We start from the raw sequence: 24,487 nt of genomic DNA on the forward strand, positions 1-24,487 counted from the left end.
ACTAATTGATAGTACATAAAAAATATTAATGTGACAGTTAACAATATCGAAATCATTAAAGCGTCATCATACTGTAACTTAATTGTCATATTTTCTATTCACAATGCAGCTATCGAAGAGCGTACAAGCACTCAACAAAAAGTGACGTACAACCTATTGCATTAATGAGAGAGAACAGAATGCGCTTAAATCCACGTCAAATCGCAATTGCGTTAGCAGTAACTGGGGCAGCTGTAACAACGACTGCAAATGCAGCTCGTGATACGATTCAAATTGCTGGTTCTTCAACTGTATTACCGTTTGCCAGCGTTGTAGCTGAAGAGTTTGGTAATACTTTCCCTCAATTTAAAACTCCTGTAGTTGGTTCTGGTGGTTCTTCTGCTGGTTTAAAACAATTCTGTCAAGGTGTTGGCGACAATACTATTGATGTTGCAAACTCTTCTCGTAAAATCAAAAGCACAGAAATCGAAGCTTGTAATAAAGCTGGTGTAAAACAAATTCAAGAAATCAAAATCGGTTATGACGGTATTGTATTTGCGTCTAATTCAAACAAAGCAGCTTATAAATTAAAACCTTACCATGTGTTTGCTGCTTTAGCTGCTCAGTTGCCTTCAAAAGGTAAATTGGTTCCAAACCCATATACAAACTGGAACCAAATTGATAAAACACTTCCAAATGAGCCGATTACTCTTGTAATCCCTGCATCTAACCACGGTACTCGTGAAGTTTTCCAAGAGAAAATGGTTGAAGCTGGTTGTGAAGCATATGAATACTTCAAGAGCTTAGATAAAGATGCTCAGAAGAAAGCATGTTCTACTTTCCGTAAAGATGGTCGTGTAATTGAAATCGCTGGCGACTATACAGAAACATTGGCTCGCTTAAAGACTTCTCCAAGCGCAGTAGGCGTGTTTGGTTTAAGTTTCTATGACATGAACCGTGACAAGTTACGTGTAGCAACAGTTAACAACGTAGTTCCATCTGAGAAGACAGTATTGAATGGTACATACCCTGTATCTCGTCCATTGTACTTCTACGTGAAAGGCGAACACTTAAAATCAGTTAAAGGCTTACCGCAATATGTAGAATATTTCGTAAGCAAAAAAGCGACTGGTAAAGGTTCTAAAGCTGAGCGTGATGGTTTAATCGCGATGTCTGATGCTGAACGTGCAAAAGTTTTGGCTGACTTTAAAGCAGGTAAAACTGTTAAATAATTTAGTTTGAATGAAGGCTGGTGATCTTAAGAGTTCATCAGCCTTTTTGTCTAACTTGTTTTTCCAAATTATGACAATTGAGAAAACAGTGGAGAATACATGAATCTGCTACTTATCGGTGTGTTGTTAGCCCTTGTGGCAATCGCATATCAACTTGGGCTGAGAAAGAGCCGTAACATAGCAGGTAAGGGAAGCAACTCAGCGACGTTACATTCTCGTCCTGGTTATTATGGCGCACTGGTTGGTCTTTGGTGCGGTATCCCTGCTTTTTTAATTTTGATCATTTGGAACTTGGTTGAACCAAGTATTTTAAATCATATTATTTTTAATAATATTCCGGCGTCTGTAAGTGCTTCGCTTGATGAAGCGGGCAGAAGTGTATTAGTTGATCGTGTTCAATCAATTGCTTCAGGTTTTGGAGTAAGTGACAAACCAGCTGCTTATGAATTAGCTGCTGCTCAACAGTTTGCAAAATTTCAAACCATTGGCTCTTTTGCCAAATTTGCTGTTGTAATTTGTGCAGCTTTACTAGGTTTAGTATGGGCTAAGAAAAAAATCAATCAACAATACCGTGCTCGTAACCAAGTTGAACGTGCCATTAACGTTGCTTTGATTTTATGTTCTGGCGTTGCGATTTTAACCACCATCGGGATCGTAATGTCGATGTTTGGCGAAGCAATGCACTTCTTCCGTTTTGTTAGTCCAGTAGACTTTTTCTTTGGTACAGAGTGGAATCCGGGCTTTAGTACTTCCGGTAATGCCGAAGGCAGTTATGGTTTATTACCATTGCTATGGGGTACGCTCATGGTCAGTGGTATTGCTCTACTTGTTGCTGTTCCAGTTGGATTAATGATTGCAATTTATTTAGCTGAATATGCTTCACCATGGTTCCGCTCATGGGCAAAACCAACAATTGAAGTTTTAGCTGGTATTCCAACAATTGTTTATGGTGTATTTGCCATGATGATTATTGGACCATTCTTTAAAGCAGCTGGTGCTTCTATTGGTTTAGAGATTAATGCAACGAGTGCTTTAACTGCTGGCTTTGTGATGGGGATTATGATTATCCCGTTTGTTTCATCTTTGTCTGATGACATTATTACTCAAGTCCCGCGTGCACTGCGTGACGGCTCTTTAGGACTTGGCGCGACTAAGTCTGAAACGATTCGTCAAGTTGTATTACCAGCAGCTTTACCGGGTATTACAGGTGCTTTCTTATTGGCAGTCTCTCGTGCTGTTGGGGAAACCATGATTGTGGTTTTAGCAGCAGGGAACAGTCCACTTTTACATGCAAATCCATTTGAAGCTGTTTCGACTGTGACAGTAACTATTGTCAAACAATTGACTGGAGATACAGACTTCTCAAGTCCACAAGCATTGGTTGCATTCGCGCTAGGTTTAACACTATTTGTGATTACCTTGGGATTAAACATTGTAGCACTGTACATTGTGCGTAAATACCGTGAGCAATACGAATGAGTACATCAAATACATCGTCTCCTATGGATCAGAACGTATTTGATCCGAAAGCTGCTGCTGAAACTCGTGAACGACGTAAACAGGTTATTGAAAAATCTTTGGCTAAACGTCATCGCAAAGAAAAAGCTTTCCGCTTTGCGGGTTTCTCGGCAGTCGTCATTGGTCTTGCATTCGTTGCTCTCTTGTTCGGTAGTATTTTGGCAAAAGGCTTACCAGCTTTTTGGCAAACCAGTATGAATGTTCCAATTTACTTTGACCCGAAAGTGATTGATGCAGGTCCTGTGCCTGTGCGCACTCAAGGGGAAACACCTGCGCATTACCAAGAACGTTATGTTGATTGGCAAACTAAGATGGGTATGGTGGATTGGGATGGCATCATTGTAAATGGAATGATTGCTAAAGATCCTGCACTTGCATCACAACGTGATTACTTAAGTAGCTTATATGCAAGCTCAGAAGCTTATCGCTTACGTGATATGGTTTTTGCAGACCCATCACTCATTGGCAAGAAAGAAAATATTACTTTCTTGGGTGATGCGAATGTCGATGTTTGGTTAAAAGGTAATATTGATCGTTCATTACCGGATGATCAGCAACAACTTGATCCAGAAGTGCGTAAGCTTGCCGATGACTTAAAAGCAAAAGGCGTTCTTGAAAGTACATTTAACATGAACTTATTTAAGAACCCTGACTCACGTAGTTCACCAGCAATCAGTGGTCTTGCAGGTGCATTCATGGGTTCATTATTCATGATGCTGATTGTAATCATCATTGCAATTCCAATCGGTGTTGCCAGTGCAATCTATCTTGAAGAGTTTGCTCCAAAAAATGTTCTTACCGACATTATTGAAGTAAATATTAATAACCTTGCTGCTGTTCCTTCAATCGTATTTGGTTTACTCGGTGCTGCAATTTTCATTGGCTGGATGCATTTACCTCTATCAGCTCCGCTGGTGGGTGGTTTGGTTTTAAGCTTAATGACATTACCAACAGTCATTATCACCACGCGTGCTTCATTAAAAGCTGTGCCACCTTCTATTCGACAAGCGGCACTTGGTTTGGGAGCTTCTAAGTTCCAAACTATTTTTCACCATGTTTTACCGTTGGCATTACCGGGCATTATGACAGGTGCAATTATTGGTGTTGCCCATGCACTTGGTGAAACAGCACCTTTACTTTTAATCGGGATGAGTGCATTCGTTGCAAGTATTCCAACAACACCATTTGATCAAGCAACTGCTTTACCTGTCCAAGTTTACTTATGGCAAGGTAATGAGTTGCGTAACTTCTTCGAAGGCCGTACTGCCGCTGCGATTATCGTACTACTTGCATTAATGATTGGTTTAAACAGTCTTGCAATTTGGTTACGTAAAAAGTTCGAAGTGCGTTGGTAATAGAGGATAAATCATGAATACTATTGATATTACGAATTCCTTAGAAAAGGATAAGTTAGTGAATACTGAACAATCGCAATTTACAGATAAACCGCTGAACCATGGCACTTCGTATGTTTCGCATTTTGAACCACATGCTTCAAAAAAGCAGAACTCGACCGAAATCAAGATTAGTGCACAAGATGCCCATGTTTATTATGGTGATTTTGAAGCCATTAAAGGTATTGATCTAGATATTTACCAAAACGAAGTAATCGCGTTTATTGGTCCGTCAGGTTGTGGTAAATCGACTTTCCTTCGTACTTTAAACCGTATGAATGACACCATTGATGGTTGCCGAGTAACAGGTAAAATTACACTCGACAATCACAATATTTATGATCCAAATCTAGACGTTGTATTATTGCGTGCTCAGGTTGGAATGGTATTCCAAAAGCCAAATCCGTTCCCTAAATCTATTTTTGACAACGTGGCTTATGGTCCTAAACTTCATGGTTTAGCACGTGATAAGTACGACCTTGAAGAAATTGTTGAAAACAGTTTACGTAAAGCGGGTTTGTGGGAAGAGGTTAAAGACCGTTTGAACCAACCAGGTACAGGTTTATCAGGTGGTCAGCAACAGCGTTTATGTATTGCACGTACTATTGCGGTCAGTCCTGAAGTGATTTTAATGGATGAGCCGTGTTCTGCACTCGATCCAATCGCAACAGCAAAAGTAGAAGAATTGATTTCTGAATTGTCGAATCAATACACGATTGTAATTGTGACTCACTCAATGCAACAAGCTGCACGTGTTTCTGATCGTACCGCTTATTTCCATTTAGGTGATTTGATTGAAGTCAACTCAACTGAAAAAGTCTTTACTCAGCCTGACCATCAGTTAACAGAAGCGTATATTACTGGACGCTTCGGTTGATTCGTAAGTCATACAAGAAAAAGAGCCATGTGCTCTTTTTTTTATTCTATAAATGAAAATGACTCTATTTTGCAAAAACGCTATTGAATTTTAATCAAAAGGACCACATCTTAAGGCTATAAAAGATAACTTATGAGCTTAGAATTTTATGTTATTCCATTTGCCTAAACTCCCTGCAGAAATACGTGTTAGTCATTTAAATGCACGTGTAAACGAACAGAGAAAAAAAATTGCACAAACAACTGCAAGCCGTTTAGAGTTATTACAATTAGCTCAACAACTTGTGAAAGAAGCAAAAATCCGCCGTAAAAATAATCAGAAAATTTTTGTTTTAGATTTCAAAGGCGATATCCAAGCTTCGGCAGTTGAAAACTTACGTGAAGAAATTACCCTCATTTTAGCAACTGCTAAAGCAGGACGTGACCGTGTTGTCGTTCGTCTTGAAAGCCCTGGCGGTATGGTCCATGGTTATGGTTTAGCAGCAGCTCAATTGGTTCGTTTACGCGATGCAGGCTTCCATTTGACTATCTGTGTTGATAAGGTCGCTGCAAGTGGCGGTTATATGATGGCATGTATTGCAAATGAAATTATTACTGCGCCGTTTGCTATTGTGGGTTCAATTGGTGTGGTTGCTCAAGTTCCAAACTTTAATCGTCTTTTAAAAGAACATAACGTGGACTTTGAGCTTTATACAGCAGGGCAATATAAGCGTACTGTAACTATGTTTGGTGAAAATACGCCTGAAGGTAAAGCGAAGTTTGAAGAAGAGCTACAACAAACTCATGTGTTATTTAAGCACTTTGTAGAAAAGTATCGCCCACAGCTTAATGTTGATAAAGTGGCTACAGGTGAGCATTGGTATGGTGAAGATGCTCTAGATCTAAACCTAGTTGATAAACTGCAAACATCTGATGAATATTTGTTGGGTCTTTTGCCTCAACACGATGTATACGTCATTAATACACGTAAGAAAGCGACCTTGGGTGAAAAGCTAGGTTTGCAAGCAGCGCAAATGGCAGATGGTTTGATTCCGGCTGTGATGAGTAAAGTAATGGAGAGCCTTGCAAAAGCCAATACGACGCTTGTGCAGGTACGTGATCCAAAACTATAAGTTTATATAATTCAAATGTTATAAAAGACCAGCTTAAATGCTGGTTTTTTTATAAAGTTAATATTCACAGTTGCCTTATTAAATACGCTTAGATTTTTAATAGAAAGTAAAAAATAATTATTGATAAATATAATTTTTGAATTGTGATAAACACCTGACTTTGATATTTTAAACAGCAATAAAATAGCTTTTAAATGAAATATTTAAAAAGTTAGACATTTAAAAATATAACTGAAATTTAGGACAGGAAATAATGACAAGAATAATTGTAGCATCCAAAGAGGGTTTGGACGTTCTGCAAGATGGTCAGCTCAATAAAGTTGTTTTAAGTAAACCTTCTATTATTCAAATTGGCGTTAGTCAAAAAGATATAGCATCGGTGGAAAAACAGGGTGGAAGTCTAGTCATCCATTTAAAAAATGGAGAGAGCATTGTTTTAGAAAATTTCTTTAATGAAGCAACGAATACAACAGAACATTCACTTGTTCTTCCGACTGAACATGGAAAATTTGTTGAAGCACAATTTGATGCTCAGGGTAAGGTGATCGACTATACAGGTTTAAACCATGTCACAGATTTAGCCTATACCGGCACCAGTCAACCAGCCTCGACAATGGCAGTTGATGATTCCCCAACTTTTTCGATGGGTAACGTCCTAAAAGCAGGTTTGGCAGTTTTAGCTGCCGAAGGTCTATATCTATGGGCTTTTGATAACGATGACAAAGATGATTCACCTGTTAATGTTCCAACCACTGCGAAACCAACAGAAGTAAAACTTGCAGATGACGCTGTTACGGTCACTGGTAAAGCCGAAGCTAATGCAAAAATTTATATTAAAGATTTAAGTGGAAATGTAATTGCTTCAGGTAACGCAGATGCAAGTGGTAATTTTACGATTAAGCTCGATAAACCTTTGACAGATGGAAATAAATTAAATGTTTCAGCTCAAAGTGAAGGTGGCAGTGAGTCCAGTGCTGCTTCGATTACAGGTACGAAAGACACAATTGGTCCAGATGCTCCCCAAACTCAGCTGAGTGATGATGGCTCATTGGTAACAGGTAAAGCCGAAGCAAATGCAAAAATTACTGTTTATGATGCTAGTGATAAGGTATTAGGTACTGTAACTGCAAATAAAGATGGTATTTTTTCTTTAAAGCTTACTCCTCCATTGACGAGTGACACAGGTGGAAAAGTTATAGCTGAAGATGCTGCAGGCAATAAATCTGAACCAACTAAAATTATTGCCGGAAAGGATACTTTCGCTCCAGATGTTCCTTTAATTGAAGTCAATAAAGAAGGTACCACGGTTGAAGGACAAACTGAGCCTAATGCAAAAGTTCAAATAAAAGATGCTGATGGTAAAGTGATTGGTACGGGTACCGCAAACGCTCAAGGCGAATTTCAAATCACGCTTTCCCCAGCATTAAAAGAATCACAAAAGGCAACCGTTGTTGTTGAAGATGCAGCAGGTAATACGTCAAAGCCCTTAGAAATTTCTCCAAGTTATGATTCTATTGCACCTGATAAACCCGTTGCTCAAATCAATGCTGATGGCACAACGGTAACAGGTACAACCGAAGCAAATGCAAAAGTTGAAATTAAAGATACAACAGGTAAGGTCATTGGTACGGGAACGGCAGATGCAAACGGCAAATTTACAATTACCATTTCGCCAGCTTTAACTGATAACAAACATGCTTCAGTTTCGGCTATGGATAGTGCAGGAAATAAATCTGAGGTTCTTGATATTATTGGTACTAAGGATACCACACCACCTGCAAAACCTGTCTTAAACAGTGTGGATGATGATGTTGGTGCACTAAAGGGCGCCATTACTGCTGGTTCAGAAACTGATGATGCAAGACCAAAGCTCACAGGCTCTGGTGAGGCAAATGCAACTTTAACCATTTATGATAATGGTGTTGCTATTGGGATTGTAAATGTAAGTAGTGGTCGATCATGGAGCTTTACACTCGATAAAGACTTAGCGATTGGTAAACATACCATTACTCTAACTCAGACAGATGCGGCAGGACTTACAAGTGAAGTGAGCTCGCCATTTACGTTTTATGTGGTCGCTCCAAAGACTGCAAGTTTAAGTGATGTAGTAGTTGATACTGCTCATACAGAAACTGTATCTGTTGCTGATAGTGTTGGGTTAAATACATTAAAGTTAGTACATAGCACAATAAATGAAACGGATACTCAGCAGCAGAAATCTGTGCCAGTAGATGATTTGTTAAAAAGCTCTACGTCTAGTGAACCAGACCCAATTGAAACACTTTTGTCTTCAGCGGCATTAAAGCCTACTCAGGTAAATGATCAAAGTGATATACCTACCAACGCTAGCAATACGACAGCCAATCTTGAGCATGTTCTACCTGATACAACTTCTTCAGTTTTACAAAGCCTTTTAGAACAAACCTATCCTGTTGTTTAAAATAGTCTTAAAAAAGCGCTCATTGAGCGCTTTTTTTATTTATGAGTTATTTGTTTTAGATGGAATCATGAGTGCTGGAATTCCATAGAGAATGGCACCAATGGTCGCTAACAGCATATCTTTATGGGCATCCCACATATCACCTTGTTGTCCATTGTAATTCTCAGCTTCTTCCGGAGATAATCCAATAGCAATTGCCCATTCAATAAGTTCATATAAAACACTTGATGCCATTACAAATTGAACCACTAGCAAAAATAGACTAAATGGCTTTGCTGAGGGTAACCACACTTGGAACACGCGATAAGTAAGAGGGTAGAGTAAAACACCACAGGCAAGATGAACCAAACGATCATACATATTACGGGACCAACCCATATATTGATCTAAATTGAAATTGAATGCCTGTTGTATCCAATCATTGTATGGGACGTATGAATACAGGTAGTGTGCACCAACAATATGGATGAGCAAAAACAGCAAATAGAATGTGAAACTTAAAAAATCGAGTCCAATCTTCTTAAAAATAATAAAGAGCAAAATCAGCATAAACACAGTGCCCACTTGGTGAAGTAAATAGGCTTCAAATTCAAGAGGCTGAATAGCTGAAATGACAATCGCAATCAAAAGCAGGCCAAGAGCAATATAGTGTTTAAGTTTGAATTGTTTTTCGATCATTTTATAAAGTCTTTATTGTGATTTATATCAGTGTAATAAAAAAGCGAAGCCTAAGCTCCGCTTTTTGTAAACTTTTTAATTAGATTTTGCTAATTAAATCGTTAATTTGTTTCGCTTGTTCAGCGGCATTACCTGTGTAAGTTGCAGGAGTAAGTTCAGCTAAACGCGCACGTTCTTCGCTTGGTACTTGAGAAAGTTCATCACCATTTACGAAATTAACCATCATGTCACGAGTCATTGCTTGACCACGAGTTAATGCTTTTAATTTTTCGTATGGTTTTTCAATGTTGTAGCGACGCATTACAGTTTGAATTGGTTCAGCTAAAACTTCTTGAGCTTGGTCTAAATCTTCATTTAAACGGTTTGCATTTAACTCAAGTTTACCAACACCTTTTAAGCACGCATCGAAAGCAATCAAGCTTTGCGCAAAACCAACACCCATATTACGTAATACAGTTGAGTCAGTTAAGTCGCGCTGCCAGCGTGAAATTGGTAATTTTTCACCTAAGTGAGCCAATACTGCATTTGCAATACCTAAGTTACCTTCAGAGTTTTCAAAGTCAATTGGGTTAACTTTGTGTGGCATAGTTGATGAACCAACTTCGCCTTCTTTCAGTTTTTGTTTGAAGTAACCTAGAGAGATGTAACCCCATACGTCACGGTTAAAGTCGATTAAAATCGTATTGAAACGACGTAACGCATCAAACAACTCTGCCATGTAGTCATGTGGTTCGATTTGAGTTGTATAAGGGTTGAATGTTAAACCTAAAGATTCAACAAAAGCTTGTGCGTGAGCAGCCCAATCAACATCTGGATAAGCAGAAAGGTGAGCATTGTAGTTACCTACAGCACCATTGATTTTGCCAAGTAACTCAACATTTTCAAATTGTTTGATCTGACGAGCTAAACGGTATGCCACGTTTGCCATTTCTTTACCCAAAGTTGTTGGGCTAGCAGTTTGACCGTGTGTGCGAGACAACATTGGTTGTTCTGCGTGAGTCGTTGCCAAAGCAGAGATTGCATTAAGGATTTGCTTCATGCTTGATACTAAAACTTCACGACCGTTTTTAAGCATAAGCGCGTGAGACAAGTTGTTGATGTCTTCTGAAGTACATGCAAAGTGAATGAATTCACCCGCATTTTGTAATTCAGTAATCCCCGCGATCTTCTCTTTTAAGAAGTACTCAACTGCTTTTACATCATGATTAGTCGTACGTTCAATTTCTTTAATACGGTTAGCATCTTCTTCAGAAAAGTTGCTAACAATTGCATCTAAAGCTGCATTTGTTTCATTTGAGAAAGGAGCAACTTCAACAATTTCCGGACGGTTAGAAAGTGCTTGTAACCAACGCACTTCTACAGTGACACGAGCATGGATTAAACCAAACTCAGAAAGAAAAGGGCGTAGCGCATCACATTTGCTGGCATAACGTCCATCTAATGGTGATAGAGCGGTTAAAGCGTTCATAACGATTCCTTAATGTTGGAATAAACATAAAACTAAAAAAATCTCGTTTATAGTCTTAAACGACTTGGTACTGTAAACGAGCAAGTGCTTGAATATCCTGAAGCAACTTACGTTTGCTAAAAATCATGTTCCACGAACTACCGCCGAGTTGTCGCCATAAATGGGCCATTTGCAAGCCAGTAAACAGACAAGCACGGATGCGGTTAGTATGGTTGGTATCTTTAAAAGCTTCTGCATTGCCACGAACTAAAATGCGGGGGTTAATCTGCCCGGCAGTATCAACATAAGTTTGTGCTAAATTGGCTAAAATGCTTGGGTGTAAATAGTTATTATCAAAAAAAGACAACTGTTTTAAAATTTTCTGCTGAGCTTTTTCAATGATTGCGACATATTCAGGGTTGCTATAAACCTTTTTTTCTAGCTGTAAAAGCGACATCGCGTAGGACATTGGAAGTTTTGCCGTGCCCATTTTGGGGAGGCGCGATTTAGGCATGTTTGTAAAAGGTTGAGTAATACAATTTTCGAGTGTTTTAAGCCCTAAAGAAATATCTGCCAACTGATTAAAAAAATCTAAGGTTTGAACACCATTGTTGGCTGTGGGGCGAATATTTAAACTTGCTTTAATTAACAGCTCAAAATAGAAGTTACCACTTTCACCAATACTTTGCTGACCCGTCATGGCTGTCATATGGGTGAGCTGGGTGGCCTGAAATACCCCAGCCAAGGCAAGGGCACGGTTTTGTCGAACATTCAAGGCTTGTGATTGTTGAAATGGTAACTCCACCATGCCATTCATTCCCTTAAATAAAATTTGGTGTAGGGGCATTTGTGTGGTGAATGACACCCCCGCCTAAGCAAACTTCATCTGAATAAAATACAACGCTTTGACCCGGTGTAACAGCACGCTGAGGTTCATCAAACTCAACGCGAACACCGTGTTCAGTGTTTTCATCAATAAAAATTGTACATGCCTGATCAGGTTGGCGATAGCGTGTTTTCGCTGTACATCGCAATCCTTCAACGGGAATATTTTGCTCACCAGCTACCCAGTCAATTGACTCACTCCAAAGTTGAGTACTTTGCATGAGTGGGTGCTCATGTCCCTGACCAACAACGAGGCGATTATTGGCAAGATCTTTATGTAGTACGAACCATGCACCTTCAGCTGCACCTTTCAAACCACCTAGACCAATTCCGCCACGTTGACCGAGCGTATAGTACATCAGACCGTGATGTTCACCAACTTCTTTACCTGTATCAAGTACGATTTTCCCCGGTTGAGCGGGCAAATATTGTTTAAGGAAGTCATTAAAACGACGTTCCCCAATAAAACAGATTCCTGTTGAGTCTTTTTTCTTGGCTGTAGCAAGATCAAGTTCTTCTGCAATTCGGCGAACTTCAGGTTTTTCGATTTCGCCTACAGGGAATAAAGTTTTATTAATTTCTCTACCATGAACAGCGTGCAAGAAATAAGTTTGGTCTTTATTGTTATCTACACCACGTAATAATGGTGCGTATGCTTCGCCTTTAGAGTTATAGGCAGTTTCACCCCGACGTGCGTAATGACCAGTCGCGATAAAGTCTGCACCTAAAGTCATTGCATGATCTAAAAATGCACGGAATTTAATTTCTTTATTACATAAAATATCTGGGTTTGGTGTGCGACCAGCAGCATATTCAGCTAGGAAAAGCTCAAATACTCGATCCCAATATTCCATAGCAAAGTTTGCTGTATGCAGCTTAATTCCAATTTTATCAGCTACTGCTTGAGCATCGGCTAGGTCTTCCATTGCTGTACAGTATTCCGTGCCGTCGTCTTCCTCCCAGTTCTTCATGAAAAGACCTTCAACCTGATAACCCTGTTGAAGTAAAAGTGCTGCAGAAACAGAAGAGTCTACACCACCAGACATACCGACGATGACACGTTGTTGCATAGGACTAGGCATCCAAATGAGAAGTTAATGAGGGAGAGAAGGGGTGCTCATAAATAAGCGATAGAGGATAATGGTGGCCTTTCATAGCATCTTCAACTGCTTTTAGCACAAGAGGACTACGGGCACGGGCAGATTCTTTGAGTTCATCTGGTGTCATCCACACAGCAGCGACAATATCTGTATCAAGTTGAGGATTACTTTCAACTTGAGTGACATGTGCTAGAAAACAGAAGCGGTAATATGTGCGGTCGGGAAACATGGGTGGGGTATAAGTATAAATACCAAGCAAGGCATCAATTTCAACATGATGACCTGTTTCTTCAAGTGTTTCTCGAATGGCAGCTTCAGTTAATGACTCACCACACTCCACATGACCGGCAGGTTGGTTAAATACTGTGTGCACAAAACCTTCGCTATGCTCTTCAACAAACAGATAGCGTCCGTCTTTTTCTACGACTGTAGCAACGGTGACATGAGGAGTCCATGCGGCCATAAAAAAGCACCATGATTTAAAAGACGTATAATACGAAATTTAGGGGTTTTTGGCTACGGTGATCTGCTAAACGATATGAGCAATACGACAAAACCATATCGTTTAAAAAGCAGAATTTTTATTACTCACAAACAAGGTAGATGATTAATCCTGATTTGCTTGTGCAGCTTTATGATTATTTTGCACTTTTACGTAATGTCTTGCTGAATAAGGAAGAAATGCAAGTTCCTTTTCGGTGAGTGGTCGTACTTGTTGTACAGGACTTCCTACATAGAGATAGCCACTTTTTAAGATTTTGCGTGGCGGAACTAAACTTCCCGCACCAATCATCACATCATCTTCAATCACCACATCATCTAAAATAACGGTATTGATTCCGACTAAAACACGGTTACCGATGGTGCAGCCATGTAAGGTCACATGGTGGCCAACTGTTACATCTTCACCAATAATCAGAGGTGAACCATTCGGTTTAGCGTCATTTTTATGGCTAACGTGCAACATACAATGGTCTTGTACGTTACTGTTTTTGCCAATTTGAATACTATTTACGTCACCACGGATGACTGCAAAAGGCCAGACAGAAACATTTTCAGCTAAGCTAACGTCACCAACCACAACCGCCATATCATCGATATAACAGGTTGAATCTACTTGAGGGTGGTGTTCAAGATAAGGACGAACGTTCTTTGCCATGAGTAGTATCGAAATAAAATTTAGTCGAATTATAAAATAAAAAAGCACTCAGGCTAAATAGCATGAGTGCTTAATTCACCTATTCAAAAATTAGAATAAGTTGCTGAAGAATTGTTTGATATGGTCGATTAAACGAGCAAAGAAGCCTGCTTCTTCAACTGGCTTTAATGCAACTAATGGCTTTTCAGCAATTACTTTGCCATCTAGGCTAGCAACAAGTTTACCCACAACCTGACCTTTTTGAAGGGGTGCATTTAAGTTAGGTTGAACCACCAGTTGAGTTTTAATACCGTTGGCTTTGCCTTTAGGCATAGTCACACTAAAGTTTTCAGCTAAACCAACTTGAACTTCATCTTCTTTACCAAACCAAACTTTTGCTTTTGCAAGAACTTGATTTGCTGGTTGAACATTTGCAGTTTCAAAGTTAGCGAAACCCCAAGCCAGTAATGCACGAGTTTGGTCAGCACGTTCAGACATGCTTGGAGTACCAAAAATCACTGAAACTAAACGCATTGGACCGCGTTTACTTGAAGTGGTTAAGCAGTAACCCGCTTCATCTGTATGACCTGTTTTTAAACCATCTACACTTGGGTCTGTGTAAAGCAAGGCATTACGGTTACCTTGTTTAATACCATTAAAAGTAAATTCTTTTTCAGAATAAATTGGGTAGTATTTTGAACTGTCTTTAATAATATGTTGGGCTAAAACAGCCATATCTTTTGCAGTTGAATAGTGTCCTTCAGCAGGCATACCGGTTGAGTTAATAAACTGAGTGTTTACCATGCCGATACGTTTTGCTTCCTGATTCATCATATGAGCAAACGTGCCTTCATTTCCGGCAATATGTTCAGCCATTGCTTTTGATGCATCATTACCTGACTGGATAATAATACCGCGAAGCATTTCTAGAACAGTTGCTGTGCCATTTAAAGGAACGTACATACACGATTCAGAGCTACTTCCTTTACACCACGCAGACTCGTTCATACGAACCTGTTCATTTTCAGTCAGTTCACCTTTTAATAATTTTTGTTCAATGATGTAACTGGTCATCATTTTTGTCATAGACGCAGGTGCAAGCTTTTCGTTTTCATTTTTAGAAGCGAGAATTTGTCCTGTCTCATAATCCATTAATACATAAGACTTATTATTTAATTCTGGCGGAGCTGATAAGACAGTTGCTGCATAAGAAAAACTTGGTAAGAGGAGTAGTGCAGCAATAGCGCTTTTTCGAGTCATTCTAGGTAATTCCAATATCTTGTATGAAGCAGAAGAGCCTAGCATTTTAGGATAAAGCAAAGCCGACTTCTATGGGGGAAGTCGGCTTTTTCAAACAGTATTGTAACTCAAGAGTTTTTTGCTAATTTAGTTTTGCGATTGATATGCTTTCACGTCTTGGCAAACTAAAGTGTTTTGCTCATCACCCGCAGCTTTTGCATCTTTACGAGCTTCTTTTAAGTATTTTTTGAACCCTTTGTCTTTACTACGTTTTTCTAATGCAGAAACGGCATCAGACTCATTTGGTAGGTAGTCTTTAACTAAACGTTCATAACCTTGAGCAAAATCAGTGTCTTTTTTACCTATAAGATCTGGGCAAATTTCAGAAAGCACTTGGATTGCTGCTAATTCTTCGGGAGTTGTGCCTTGTTGTGGAGTCACTTCAACAACATTTTCATTTTCGGTTTTCTTTTCAGTTGTTTTCTTCTTATCAGCAGCAAAACCAACTGTTGCCATGCTCATAAGTAAAACCAAAGAGAGCGATTGAACTAAGCTTTTCTTCATAAACATTGATAACCCAAAATAAAATTTTCAAATATCCGCTTAGCTTAACCAATTTAGATTTTAAAAAAATGGAAAAAATGTATTGTTATGTTGGTTTTCTGCTTAATGCCAAAACAGAAAACCAAAAATGGCTAAGTCTCTATATCACAAAAGAGTAAGATCTATTCCTTATAATTAACAATCTCTTCGCAGAGCTCATGTTGCTCATGATGGTCCATTTGTTTGGCCGCAAGACGTGCTTCATTTAATAAAGTTTTAAATTCAGCATCGTTTTGTAGAGTCGCTAAGGTCATTGATTTATTTGAATAACCACTTAGATACATTGCAGTAATTTTTTGAGCATTTGACTCAAGTTTTTTATTTGCTCCTACAAAAGCCGGGCAGATTTCCTGCAAAACTTGTGTTGCGGCAATGTCATCTTTAATTAAGCTATCAGCCTCTTGTGTTGAGATATCCTCATCTGCAAAAACCGCTTGCGTACACAATGTGATACTGATCCCCAATACCTGAAAAAAAGGAGCGAAAGTTTTCATTTTTTCACAATTTTATAATGCTATGGAGGCATAAATATATATAATTCAACAAATAATTCAATTGTGAAAACCTTTAGGTTTATTTGTAGAGAAAGATTTTAGTGAATATTTTGATAGCGAATGATGACGGTGTTTTTGCGCCAGGTATACAGGCTTTAGCTGAAGCATTAAGACCACTTGGACGCGTGGTTGTGGTTGCACCAGAAAGTGAAAGAAGTGGTTTTTCAAGTGCATTAACATTGGATCGACCATTACGCCCCATTCAAATTGCCGAAGATGTCTGGGCAGTGAATGGTACACCAGCAGATTGTGTTTATTTATCCATGAATGGTTTGTTTGATTTTGAGTTTGACTTGGTCGTGAGCGGAATCAATAGTGGCGCAAACTTAGGTGATGACGTTTTATATTCGGGAACAGTCGGTGCTGCATTTGAAGGTCGTTTAATGAAACAACCTGCAATCGCTGTGTCTTTAGCAGGTCCTGATGTGCGTGCCTATAACAATAAAGAAGATTATGCTCAGGCTGCTCAGTGGGTACATGATTTTATTGCAAGCGGATTACCAGCTTTGCCTCCGCGACATATCTTTAATATCAATATTCCTGACGTACCGCAGTTAAAAGGGGCGCAGATTACATATCAAGGTCGCCGTGCTCAATCTAAGCCTATTACCAGTCATGTCGATCCACGAGGCCGTCAAGTTTACTGGATTGGACTAGCAGGTGAGGCGGTTACAGATCCGCAACGTGTTTCTAGCCAGATTCAATCTGATTTCTTTGCCGTTGCAAACGGTTATGTAAGTGTTACCCCTATTCAAATGGATGCAACAAATTACGCTGTTTTAGAAGATTTACAGATCAGTTTGAGTCAATAATTTGCCTCGAATGTTATAACTTTGTGAATAAAGAAAAAGAGGAACGTGTTTCCTCTTACTTTTTTGGTACTCTTAGCCGAAATGATTTGTAGCATTTAGTGAGGGAGATCAATGCATTTAATTGGGCAACAAAGCAGAGTGCATATCCAAAAAGACAAAATAATGAAAATTATGTTGTTGTCTGTGGCTGTAGGTTTTACCGTTGCTATGGCAGGGTGTGCTTCTAAACCGCAAATTAATAATAGTTCTCGCTATGCAATGGCTCCTAACTATTACACAGTTCGTTCAGGTGATACTTTAAGTGGTATCGCAATGCGTTATGGCCTCGACTATATTAGTATTGCCGAAATGAATGATATTGCTCCGCCATATCGTATTTATGTTAATCAGTCTTTGCGTTTGAAGAAAGGTTCTTCACCAAGAACAGTATCTACGCAAGTCATGGCACAACCTGAGCAAATCAAACGTCAAACCATTGCTCTACCAACCACACAACCTGTTACACCAGTAACTCAGCCTACAACGACCGCACCGTCAACGAATACGACAGTGACTTCGGTTGCACCAAATTCTAGTTTACGCTGGATAAAACCGAATAATGGGCCAGTGATTCAAGGGTTTAATTTGGCAAATAATGTCAAAGGAATCCGTTATGGTGGAAATCAGGGTGACCCTATTTATGCCGCAGCAGATGGTCAAGTTGTCTACGCAGCTGATGGCTTAAAAGAATACGGCAATCTGGTTTTAATTAAGCATATTGACGGCTATATCAGTGCCTATGCCCACAATAGCAAGATGTTGGTGAAAAGCGGTGACAATGTAACTGCTGGACAAAAAATTGCCGAGATGGGCTCTACTGGGGCTTCTCAGGTCATGCTTGAGTTCCAGATCCGTTTGGATGGAAAACCAATTAATCCTATAAATCTTTTACCAAAATAGCTAATGCATAAAACTTAGGTTTCCTCGTATAATATAATTGGTTGCTTTCATTACAACAATAAGCATTTTTTTATAAATTTAGAATTAGATTTGAGGAAACCTATGTTAGATCAGCTTCGTGCGATGGGTGTTTTTGCTTGTGTGGTTGAAAAAAGTTCATTTAGTGGTGCGGCACGTGAATTAGGAATTACAACAAGTGCGGTGAGCCAGCAGATTCGATCCCTTGAGCATGAAATGGATGTAATTCTATTACATCGCTCCACGCGTAAACTCAGTTTGACAGAAGCCGGACAGGCTTTTTTTTCAAGCTGTCAAGAAATGTTGGCGGCTGCTGAAAGGGGGAAAATCAGAATTAATGAGTTGAGGGATGACTTAATTGGGGATTTGCGTATCGCAACTACTCCTGATTTAGCAGTTCAGCACCTCATTCCTGCGTTATCTCACTGGATGTCAGCTCATCGCGGTTTATCTGTGCATTTTGAAGTTGGGCATCGTTATATCGACTTAATTGAAGAGCGAATTGATATTGCAGTGCGCATGAGTTCTACGCCGGTAGAAGAAAGCAGCTCTGTCATTCCGATGGCTTTTGTCGATCAGATTTTAGTAGCTTCTCCAAGTTATCTGAATCAATCTAGTCCAATTGTGCATCCTAATGATTTAAGAGATCATGAGTTATTATCAATTAATGTCATGAATGACGCGCACCATTTCCATTTTCAACATGTAAAAACGGGCGAAACACTGAATGTTGAAATGCAAAGCCGTTTGCAGAGCAATAATTTACAAGTTGCAAAAGCGTTATGTCAGCAAGGACATGGTATTGCAAGAATTTTATATTTAGATGCTCAAAAAGAGTTAAAAAATGGTTCTTTAATTGAACTCATGCCAGATTGGAAATTACCAACTTTTACTTTGTATGCAGAAGTTGCCAAGCATGACCAACAGCCAATGAAAATTCAGCGCTGTGTTGAAGCACTTAAACAATATTTTAGTCAGTTAGCAGGAGGACGAGCGATCCAAATCGTTCGTTAATTTTGCGCCTCTAAAAGTAAAAAGGGCCTGTATTTGACAGGCCCTTTTTTATTACTTCTGTTTTAGGGTTGCAACTTCTTCTACACTTTCTTGCGGCAGATCTTCTGCCGTAAGCTCTTCATGCTTCTTAATTTTTTTCTTATTTTTCTTTTTCTTCTTTGGCTCCTCTTCAATTTCTGCGCCATCTTCAATGGCTTGCCAATATTCGAGTTGCTCCATTACAGCAGCATAAATAGAGTGTTTACTGTACTTACCTTTTTTGTCGAGTGTACCGACAGGACGGGCCATTAAAATCTCAAGCGCTTGATCAATCGTATCAATCGCATGAATATGGAATTGACCACTTTGTACCGCATCAATCACATCTTGGCGTAACATCAAATGCTGCATGTTTTGACGTGGAATAATGACACCTTGTTTGCCAGTTAAGCCTTGTAATTTACATGCATCATAGAAGCCTTCAATTTTTGCATTTACACCACCAATTGGTTGAACTTGGCCTAACTGGTTCATAGAACCCGTAATTGCCCAAGATTGATCAATTGGTATTTGGCTAATTGCAGAAATTAATGCAGAAAGCTCGGCAACTGTTGCACTGTCGCCGTCTACTTGCCCATAACTTTGTTCAAAGGCTAGAGCAGCAGAGAAATGTAAAATCTGTTCACGACCAAAGTGAGCTTTCAAGAAGCTAGACATGAGCAACACGCCTTTGGCATGCAGTGAACCACCAAGTTCTACACTACGTTCAATATCAAGAATATCGCCGCCACCTTGATAGACTGATGCAGTCAAACGTGAAGGTAAACCAAACTCAACATCTGCATAGTGAATGACAGAGAGGGCATTGATTTGACCTAAACGATGACCTGAAGTTTCGATTAACTGAGTTCCACGTGACAGATCTTGCCAGTAAAGTTCTCTTAAATAGCCTAAGCGATACTGTCTGTGTTGTAGTGCCAAGTTAATGTGCTGGTCGCTTACAATCTTCTCATTGGCTTTAAAAGCATGGTGATGTGCTTCGCGAATGAGGTCGCCCAAAGTAGAAGCATGTAACGACAGTGAGCTTTGGTCTTCTGCCTGACGACTTGAATCGGTAAGTAAAGCTGCTAAAGCACTACGGTCAAACGGAAGTAATTTATCCGCTTGTACATAATCAGCAATTAGCTGCATGTAGGCTTGTTCATTTTCGTCATTACGTTGCAGAGTATCGGTAAAATCTGCACGAATTTTAAATACACTGCCAAGCTCTGGTTCTACTTCTAAAATTTCATAATAAATTTCAGGTTCCGCCATAAGAACCACTTTAATATCAAGCGGAACCGCAGCAGGTTCTATCGAGATAGAGCCTGTTAACGTCAGCATATGTTCAAGAGAAGAAAGCTTGAGCTGACCTGATTTTAAGGCACGTTTTAAACCCTGCCATGCATAAGGCTGTTCGAGTAATTGCTCGGCCTCAAGCATTAAAAAGCCACCATTGGCTTGATGTAGAGCACCTGGGCGAATGAGAGTGAAATCTGTGGTAATTGTGCCGTTGTGAGTAAGTTGTTCAACATGACCAAGCAAGTTGTAGTGCGTTGGGAAATCTTCAAAAATAACCGGTGCGCCACTGTTTGGTTTGTTTGAGACAATTACATTGGCCTGATAACGTGCAGGCACGCGATTGAACATTGCTGGAGCAAAGTCATCTTCTTCTTGCTCTAAAATGAGTTCAACATTATCAATTACATCTTGAGCATATTGTTTTAAATAATCTTCAAGGCCTTTAACTTGACCATATTTATTTAAAATCAAATCCATGCGTGGCCTAACCACTTGGGTCGCGATGTCTCGATTTAACACAGAGACTTTGTCACGTGCGTCATCTTCTAAATCACCTAAATGCAAACCAAGACGCTCAAGCTTCTTATCCATGTAGCGAACATTCGCCGCAATTTCAGCACGTTGCTTAGTGTTTAAAGCATCAATTTCTGTTTGAGTCAGTTCTTGTACCTGATCATCTTTTACTTGCACAGGTACAAAGCCATGCTTTTCATTGCGGGAGATGAGTTTTAAGTCGAGTTCTTCACCTTCTTTGGTTAACTCGACAAGCGCTTGTTGCTGTTCATCTCCAGTTTCCTCACGGATACGCTCAATACGGTTATGATAGGTCTCGGCACTAAAACGGCGTTCAAGCTGTTTTAAAATAATTTGCCAAGTTTGATGAAGGGTATGTTGAAACTTGGTTCCTTGTCCCGCTGGAAAACGTAGGGCAATCGGTTGACGGGCTTGTTTGAAATTATAGACATATACCCAGTCATCAGGTGTTGGCATCGTTTTCGCATGTTGTTGGAGTAAACGCTTAATCATGGTGCGTTTACCCAAGCCTGCTGTTCCTACTGCAAAAATATTATAGCCAGAGTAAGGTAAAGAAATACCGGCTTCTACCGATGCTTTGGCACGGTCTTGCCCTAAAAAGTTATTAAGCGGTTTTATACGTTTTGTAGAAGCTGGAATATTTTCAAAATCTGGAATATGCGTAAGTTGTTCGGGTTTTAAGGCTGTTTTATCCAAAGTCATTTTTATATCAGGTTGCTCAAAAGCTGAAGGAAATGCATTTATTGTGACGTTTGTGGTGTTTGTTTTAGCGAGTGATAAAGTTGAGATGGTCACTTGATCAAGTTTTTGTGTCACTGTTGATATCCAGCAAAAGAAAACGAAGGTTGAAGCTTAAAGGTATACAGGTTTAGCATAAAATATCAAGCAAACTTGCCGTTTTTATCGCCAAAACAAAATTGATTGCATAAAGAATCTTGAAAGGAATTGTAAGAAGGGTTTGAATAGGCACATTTATAATTTATGGAAAATAAAAAACGAATGAGTGCTGAATCAAAAGGGTGGAAAAGTTCCTTTATGGCCTTCTTGGATCGCCGAGCAATTATTATGTTGTTTTTAGGCTTTTCATCAGGAATTCCCATATTTCTAATTTTTTCAACCTTATCATTTTGGTTGACTGAAGCTGGAATTAACAGAAGTACTATCACCATGTTCTCTTGGGCAGCTTTGGCTTATTCGTTCAAGTTTATTTGGGCACCTTTGATAGATAAATTACCACTTCCTTATTTAACAAGAAAAATGGGGTTAAGACGTAGTTGGCTATTAGTTGCACAAATTTTGGTTATCTGTGCAATTTGCTTAATGGCATTTACAAATCCCTTACCGAATACTTCTGATTTTGGCTCATTTTCAAATCTGACCATTATGGCAGCAGCTGCTATTTTCCTTGGCTTCTCTTCAGCTACTCAAGATATTATTGTTGATGCTTATCGTATTGAATTAACTGAAGATCCTAATGTGCAAACTGTTTTAGCTTCAACGTATAATGCTGGATATCGTACTGCTACAATCATTACACAATTAGGTGCGTTATTATTTGCAGCTTCACTGGGTACAGCTGTTGGTAATTATATATATGAAGCTTGGCGAACTACATATTTATTAATGGCAGGCCTCATGGGTATAGGAATAATTACAACATTATTTATTCATGAGCCTGAAGTTAAACGTATTCAACATCACTATCAAGCTAAAGATTATTTTCAGTTATTCTCGGTTTTTGTTATTTCAACCATCGTTTTTGGGATTAGCTTTTACCAAATTGGTTTAATTTTTGATTCGTTTTCTATCGAAGATGCTTTTTTAAACTTTGTACTTTTAGTCATTAAATTTTTAATTAGTATATCAATTGCGGTTATTGTAATTTTTGGGTTAATTAAGTTTGGTCTAATTAATAAGAAAATTGTTGTAGAAACATGGTTGTCACCTTTACTAGATTTTTTTAAGCGATATGGATTAAAAGTTGCTTTAGCAATTTTATTGCTAATAGGTTTTTATCGTATTTCAGATGTCGTTGCTGGTGTAATGGCTAATTTATTCTATTTAGACTTAAATTTTGATAAAGAGGAAATTGCTTGGTTTAATAAGTTTTTTGCAATCTTCTTTGTCATATTGGGTGGTTTTCTCGGAGGAATGTTAGCGCAACGCTATAATGTAATGAAAATGATGTTGTTAGGAGCAATTTTAGCAAGCACTACCAACTTGATTTTTGTTGGATTAGTTAAATCTGGCGCTACTATGCAAAATGTTCAAGTTCATATAGGGGATCACACTTATACTACAAGCCCTGATGAAGTGGGAAATTGGTCACTAAAATTCCCGAGTAATACATTGACGTCAGCTCAGAATGAAGTCTCAATTAATTCTCAGCCTGTAGGATATGCTGAACCTTTAAAGATAAACCTTCCATTAAAAGTATTTAACTCAGAATCACAACCAGATATTTATGTTCAAGCAATTGGTGGAGATAATCTTTTATATAAAGATGAGCTGAAAAAAGATGTAATTCTTCATGGTAGTTTATTGAATCTACCTAAAAATAGTGAGCTAAAATCGGTTAGCATTTTATTGAATTCACAAAATAAAATAGAAGGTAAGATTAAAGGTAGCGATTGGAATGTTATTATTCCTGGAAATGATCTTGCTAAACTTAACTCAATACAAGTAGAAGCAAACTATGAAGCCAATAAGCAAATACATACTTTAACTTTAAACCATTCTTATCAAAAGCAGCTAGAAGAGAATCAACCTCGTTATCGTATGAGTTTATCCGATATTCCAGCGATTCCGATTGATAAAAATATGGATATCGAATTGAAAGGAAAAGTAGTTGTTCCTTATAGCAAAGTTTGGTTAGTAATGGGCATTATATTTGATAACTTAGCCTCCGGATTAGCTGGGGCAGTTTTTATTGCATTTCTTTCTAGTTTAACTAGTGTGTCATTTACTGCCATGCAATATGCTATTTTTAGCTCGCTAATGCTGTTGTTACCAAAAACGATTGGTGGTTACTCAGGTACAATAGTGAATCATATCGGTTATTCAGGCTTTTTTACGGCTACATTTTTGATGGGATTACCAATTTTATTACTCGTGATTTGGGTGGGTAAGTTGTTGGCTAATCAATCATCAAAATGAAAGTTTCCTAGGAGATAAATATATGCGAATGCTTCATACAATGTTGCGAGTAGGCAATTTAGAACAATCTTTAAAGTTCTATACCGAAGTATTAGGGATGAAGTTACTTCGTAAGCGTGATTATGAAGAAGGGCGCTTTACACTAGCATTTGTTGGCTATGGTGATGAAGAAACCAATACCGTGCTTGAGCTTACCCATAACTGGGATACATCAAGTTATGATTTAGGCAATGCCTATGGTCACATTGCCATTGGTGTTGACGATGCCTATAAAGCGTGTGAAGAAATTAAAGCACGTGGTGGTAAAGTTGTGCGTGAAGCGGGCCCAATGAAAGGTGGTATTACCGTTATCGCATTTGTTGAAGATCCAGATGGCTATAAAGTCGAATTGATTCAACAAGATGCTAATGCGACAAATAACTAAAAATTGACTATGACACTTTAAGATTTAGATCTTAAAAGTCTAGCTTTATTTTTTTAGCCCAGTATGATGAACGCT

General features: G+C 38.8%; 21 protein-coding genes. 11 read left to right on the plus strand and 10 right to left on the minus strand.

Features of this window, described 5'->3' with window-relative positions; all coding sequences use genetic code 11:
• Window positions 1-179: 179 nt before the first annotated feature.
• The 6 genes from HLV59_RS04985 (at window position 180) to blp2 (ending at window position 8,551) form a co-directional block, all read left to right on the plus strand.
• The gene (locus tag HLV59_RS04985; protein ID WP_005073265.1) at window positions 180-1,211 is read left to right on the plus strand and encodes a substrate-binding domain-containing protein; all 1,032 of its coding nucleotides are present in this window, start codon (window positions 180-182) and stop codon (window positions 1,209-1,211) included.
• A 99-nt stretch (window positions 1,212-1,310) separates the two neighbouring features.
• Complete coding sequence (gene pstC / locus HLV59_RS04990) at window positions 1,311-2,690, plus strand: phosphate ABC transporter permease subunit PstC (RefSeq protein ID WP_016146057.1); 1,380 nt, start codon at window positions 1,311-1,313, stop codon at window positions 2,688-2,690.
• Window positions 2,687-4,084 carry a phosphate ABC transporter permease PstA gene (gene pstA, locus HLV59_RS04995; protein ID WP_061875668.1) on the plus strand — a complete coding sequence of 466 codons (1,398 nt, stop codon included), beginning with the start codon at window positions 2,687-2,689 and terminating at the stop codon, window positions 4,082-4,084. The genes pstC and pstA overlap by 4 nt, the downstream gene beginning before the upstream one ends.
• A 13-nt stretch (window positions 4,085-4,097) precedes the next feature.
• Window positions 4,098-5,000, plus strand: coding sequence for a phosphate ABC transporter ATP-binding protein PstB (gene pstB, locus HLV59_RS05000; RefSeq protein WP_031949005.1), 903 nt, complete (start codon window positions 4,098-4,100; stop codon window positions 4,998-5,000).
• Between the two features lie 148 nt (window positions 5,001-5,148).
• On the plus strand, window positions 5,149-6,111 hold the full coding sequence (sohB, locus tag HLV59_RS05005) for a protease SohB (protein ID WP_016146054.1): 963 nt from the start codon (window positions 5,149-5,151) through the stop codon (window positions 6,109-6,111).
• Window positions 6,112-6,364: 253 nt separating this feature from the next.
• A complete protein-coding gene (blp2, locus tag HLV59_RS05010; protein ID WP_171429445.1) occupies window positions 6,365-8,551 on the plus strand; it encodes an Ig-like repeat protein Blp2 in 2,187 nt (728 codons plus the stop codon).
• Window positions 8,552-8,590: 39 nt separating this feature from the next.
• Here blp2 and HLV59_RS05015 read toward each other — a convergent pair whose 3' ends face one another.
• The 9 genes from HLV59_RS05015 to HLV59_RS05055 form a co-directional block, all read right to left on the minus strand.
• Window positions 8,591-9,229 carry a DUF2238 domain-containing protein gene (locus HLV59_RS05015; protein ID WP_057106455.1) on the minus strand — a complete coding sequence of 213 codons (639 nt, stop codon included), beginning with the start codon at window positions 9,227-9,229 and terminating at the stop codon, window positions 8,591-8,593.
• Between the two features lie 79 nt (window positions 9,230-9,308).
• A complete protein-coding gene (gene purB, locus HLV59_RS05020; protein ID WP_031949001.1) occupies window positions 9,309-10,697 on the minus strand; it encodes an adenylosuccinate lyase in 1,389 nt (462 codons plus the stop codon).
• A 55-nt stretch (window positions 10,698-10,752) separates the two neighbouring features.
• A complete protein-coding gene (hflD, locus tag HLV59_RS05025) occupies window positions 10,753-11,484 on the minus strand; it encodes a high frequency lysogenization protein HflD (RefSeq protein WP_031949000.1) in 732 nt (243 codons plus the stop codon).
• 13 nt (window positions 11,485-11,497) lie between these two features.
• Window positions 11,498-12,631: a tRNA 2-thiouridine(34) synthase MnmA gene (gene mnmA / locus HLV59_RS05030; protein WP_005073282.1), complete on the minus strand. Its 1,134-nt coding sequence runs from the start codon at window positions 12,629-12,631 to the stop codon at window positions 11,498-11,500.
• 4 nt (window positions 12,632-12,635) lie between these two features.
• Window positions 12,636-13,124 carry an NUDIX hydrolase gene (locus HLV59_RS05035; RefSeq protein ID WP_016140363.1) on the minus strand — a complete coding sequence of 163 codons (489 nt, stop codon included), beginning with the start codon at window positions 13,122-13,124 and terminating at the stop codon, window positions 12,636-12,638.
• 144 nt (window positions 13,125-13,268) lie between these two features.
• Window positions 13,269-13,820: a gamma carbonic anhydrase family protein gene (locus HLV59_RS05040; protein ID WP_171429446.1), complete on the minus strand. Its 552-nt coding sequence runs from the start codon at window positions 13,818-13,820 to the stop codon at window positions 13,269-13,271.
• 90 nt (window positions 13,821-13,910) lie between these two features.
• Entirely contained in the window at window positions 13,911-15,059 is a 1,149-nt protein-coding gene (dacC, locus tag HLV59_RS05045; protein WP_016146047.1) for a D-alanyl-D-alanine carboxypeptidase PBP5/6, read from the minus strand.
• A 126-nt stretch (window positions 15,060-15,185) separates the two neighbouring features.
• Entirely contained in the window at window positions 15,186-15,608 is a 423-nt protein-coding gene (locus tag HLV59_RS05050; protein ID WP_016146046.1) for an MCR_0457 family protein, read from the minus strand.
• A gap of 155 nt (window positions 15,609-15,763) precedes the next feature.
• A complete protein-coding gene (locus HLV59_RS05055) occupies window positions 15,764-16,135 on the minus strand; it encodes an MCR_0457 family protein (protein WP_151747845.1) in 372 nt (123 codons plus the stop codon).
• A 101-nt stretch (window positions 16,136-16,236) separates the two neighbouring features.
• Between HLV59_RS05055 and surE the strand changes: the two genes are divergently transcribed.
• From surE to HLV59_RS05070, 3 genes are all read left to right on the plus strand, one after another.
• A complete protein-coding gene (gene surE, locus HLV59_RS05060) occupies window positions 16,237-17,007 on the plus strand; it encodes a 5'/3'-nucleotidase SurE (RefSeq protein ID WP_032055287.1) in 771 nt (256 codons plus the stop codon).
• Between the two features lie 111 nt (window positions 17,008-17,118).
• Entirely contained in the window at window positions 17,119-17,946 is an 828-nt protein-coding gene (locus HLV59_RS05065) for a peptidoglycan DD-metalloendopeptidase family protein (RefSeq protein WP_002119027.1), read from the plus strand.
• A gap of 102 nt (window positions 17,947-18,048) precedes the next feature.
• On the plus strand, window positions 18,049-18,978 hold the full coding sequence (locus tag HLV59_RS05070) for a LysR family transcriptional regulator (protein ID WP_002118686.1): 930 nt from the start codon (window positions 18,049-18,051) through the stop codon (window positions 18,976-18,978).
• 51 nt (window positions 18,979-19,029) lie between these two features.
• On the opposite strand, the gene HLV59_RS05075 is transcribed toward HLV59_RS05070, so the two are convergent.
• Complete coding sequence (locus tag HLV59_RS05075; RefSeq protein WP_062849981.1) at window positions 19,030-21,648, minus strand: Lon protease family protein; 2,619 nt, start codon at window positions 21,646-21,648, stop codon at window positions 19,030-19,032.
• A 165-nt stretch (window positions 21,649-21,813) separates the two neighbouring features.
• On the opposite strand from HLV59_RS05075, the gene HLV59_RS05080 reads away from it, so the two are divergent.
• Window positions 21,814-23,988 carry an AmpG family muropeptide MFS transporter gene (locus HLV59_RS05080; RefSeq protein ID WP_171429447.1) on the plus strand — a complete coding sequence of 725 codons (2,175 nt, stop codon included), beginning with the start codon at window positions 21,814-21,816 and terminating at the stop codon, window positions 23,986-23,988.
• A gap of 22 nt (window positions 23,989-24,010) precedes the next feature.
• Window positions 24,011-24,412, plus strand: coding sequence for a lactoylglutathione lyase (gene gloA / locus HLV59_RS05085; protein WP_062849980.1), 402 nt, complete (start codon window positions 24,011-24,013; stop codon window positions 24,410-24,412).
• Window positions 24,413-24,487: the final 75 nt, after the last annotated feature.

It is taken from the genome of Acinetobacter lactucae (assembly GCF_013122135.1).
GTDB classification, from domain to species: domain Bacteria; phylum Pseudomonadota; class Gammaproteobacteria; order Pseudomonadales; family Moraxellaceae; genus Acinetobacter; species Acinetobacter lactucae.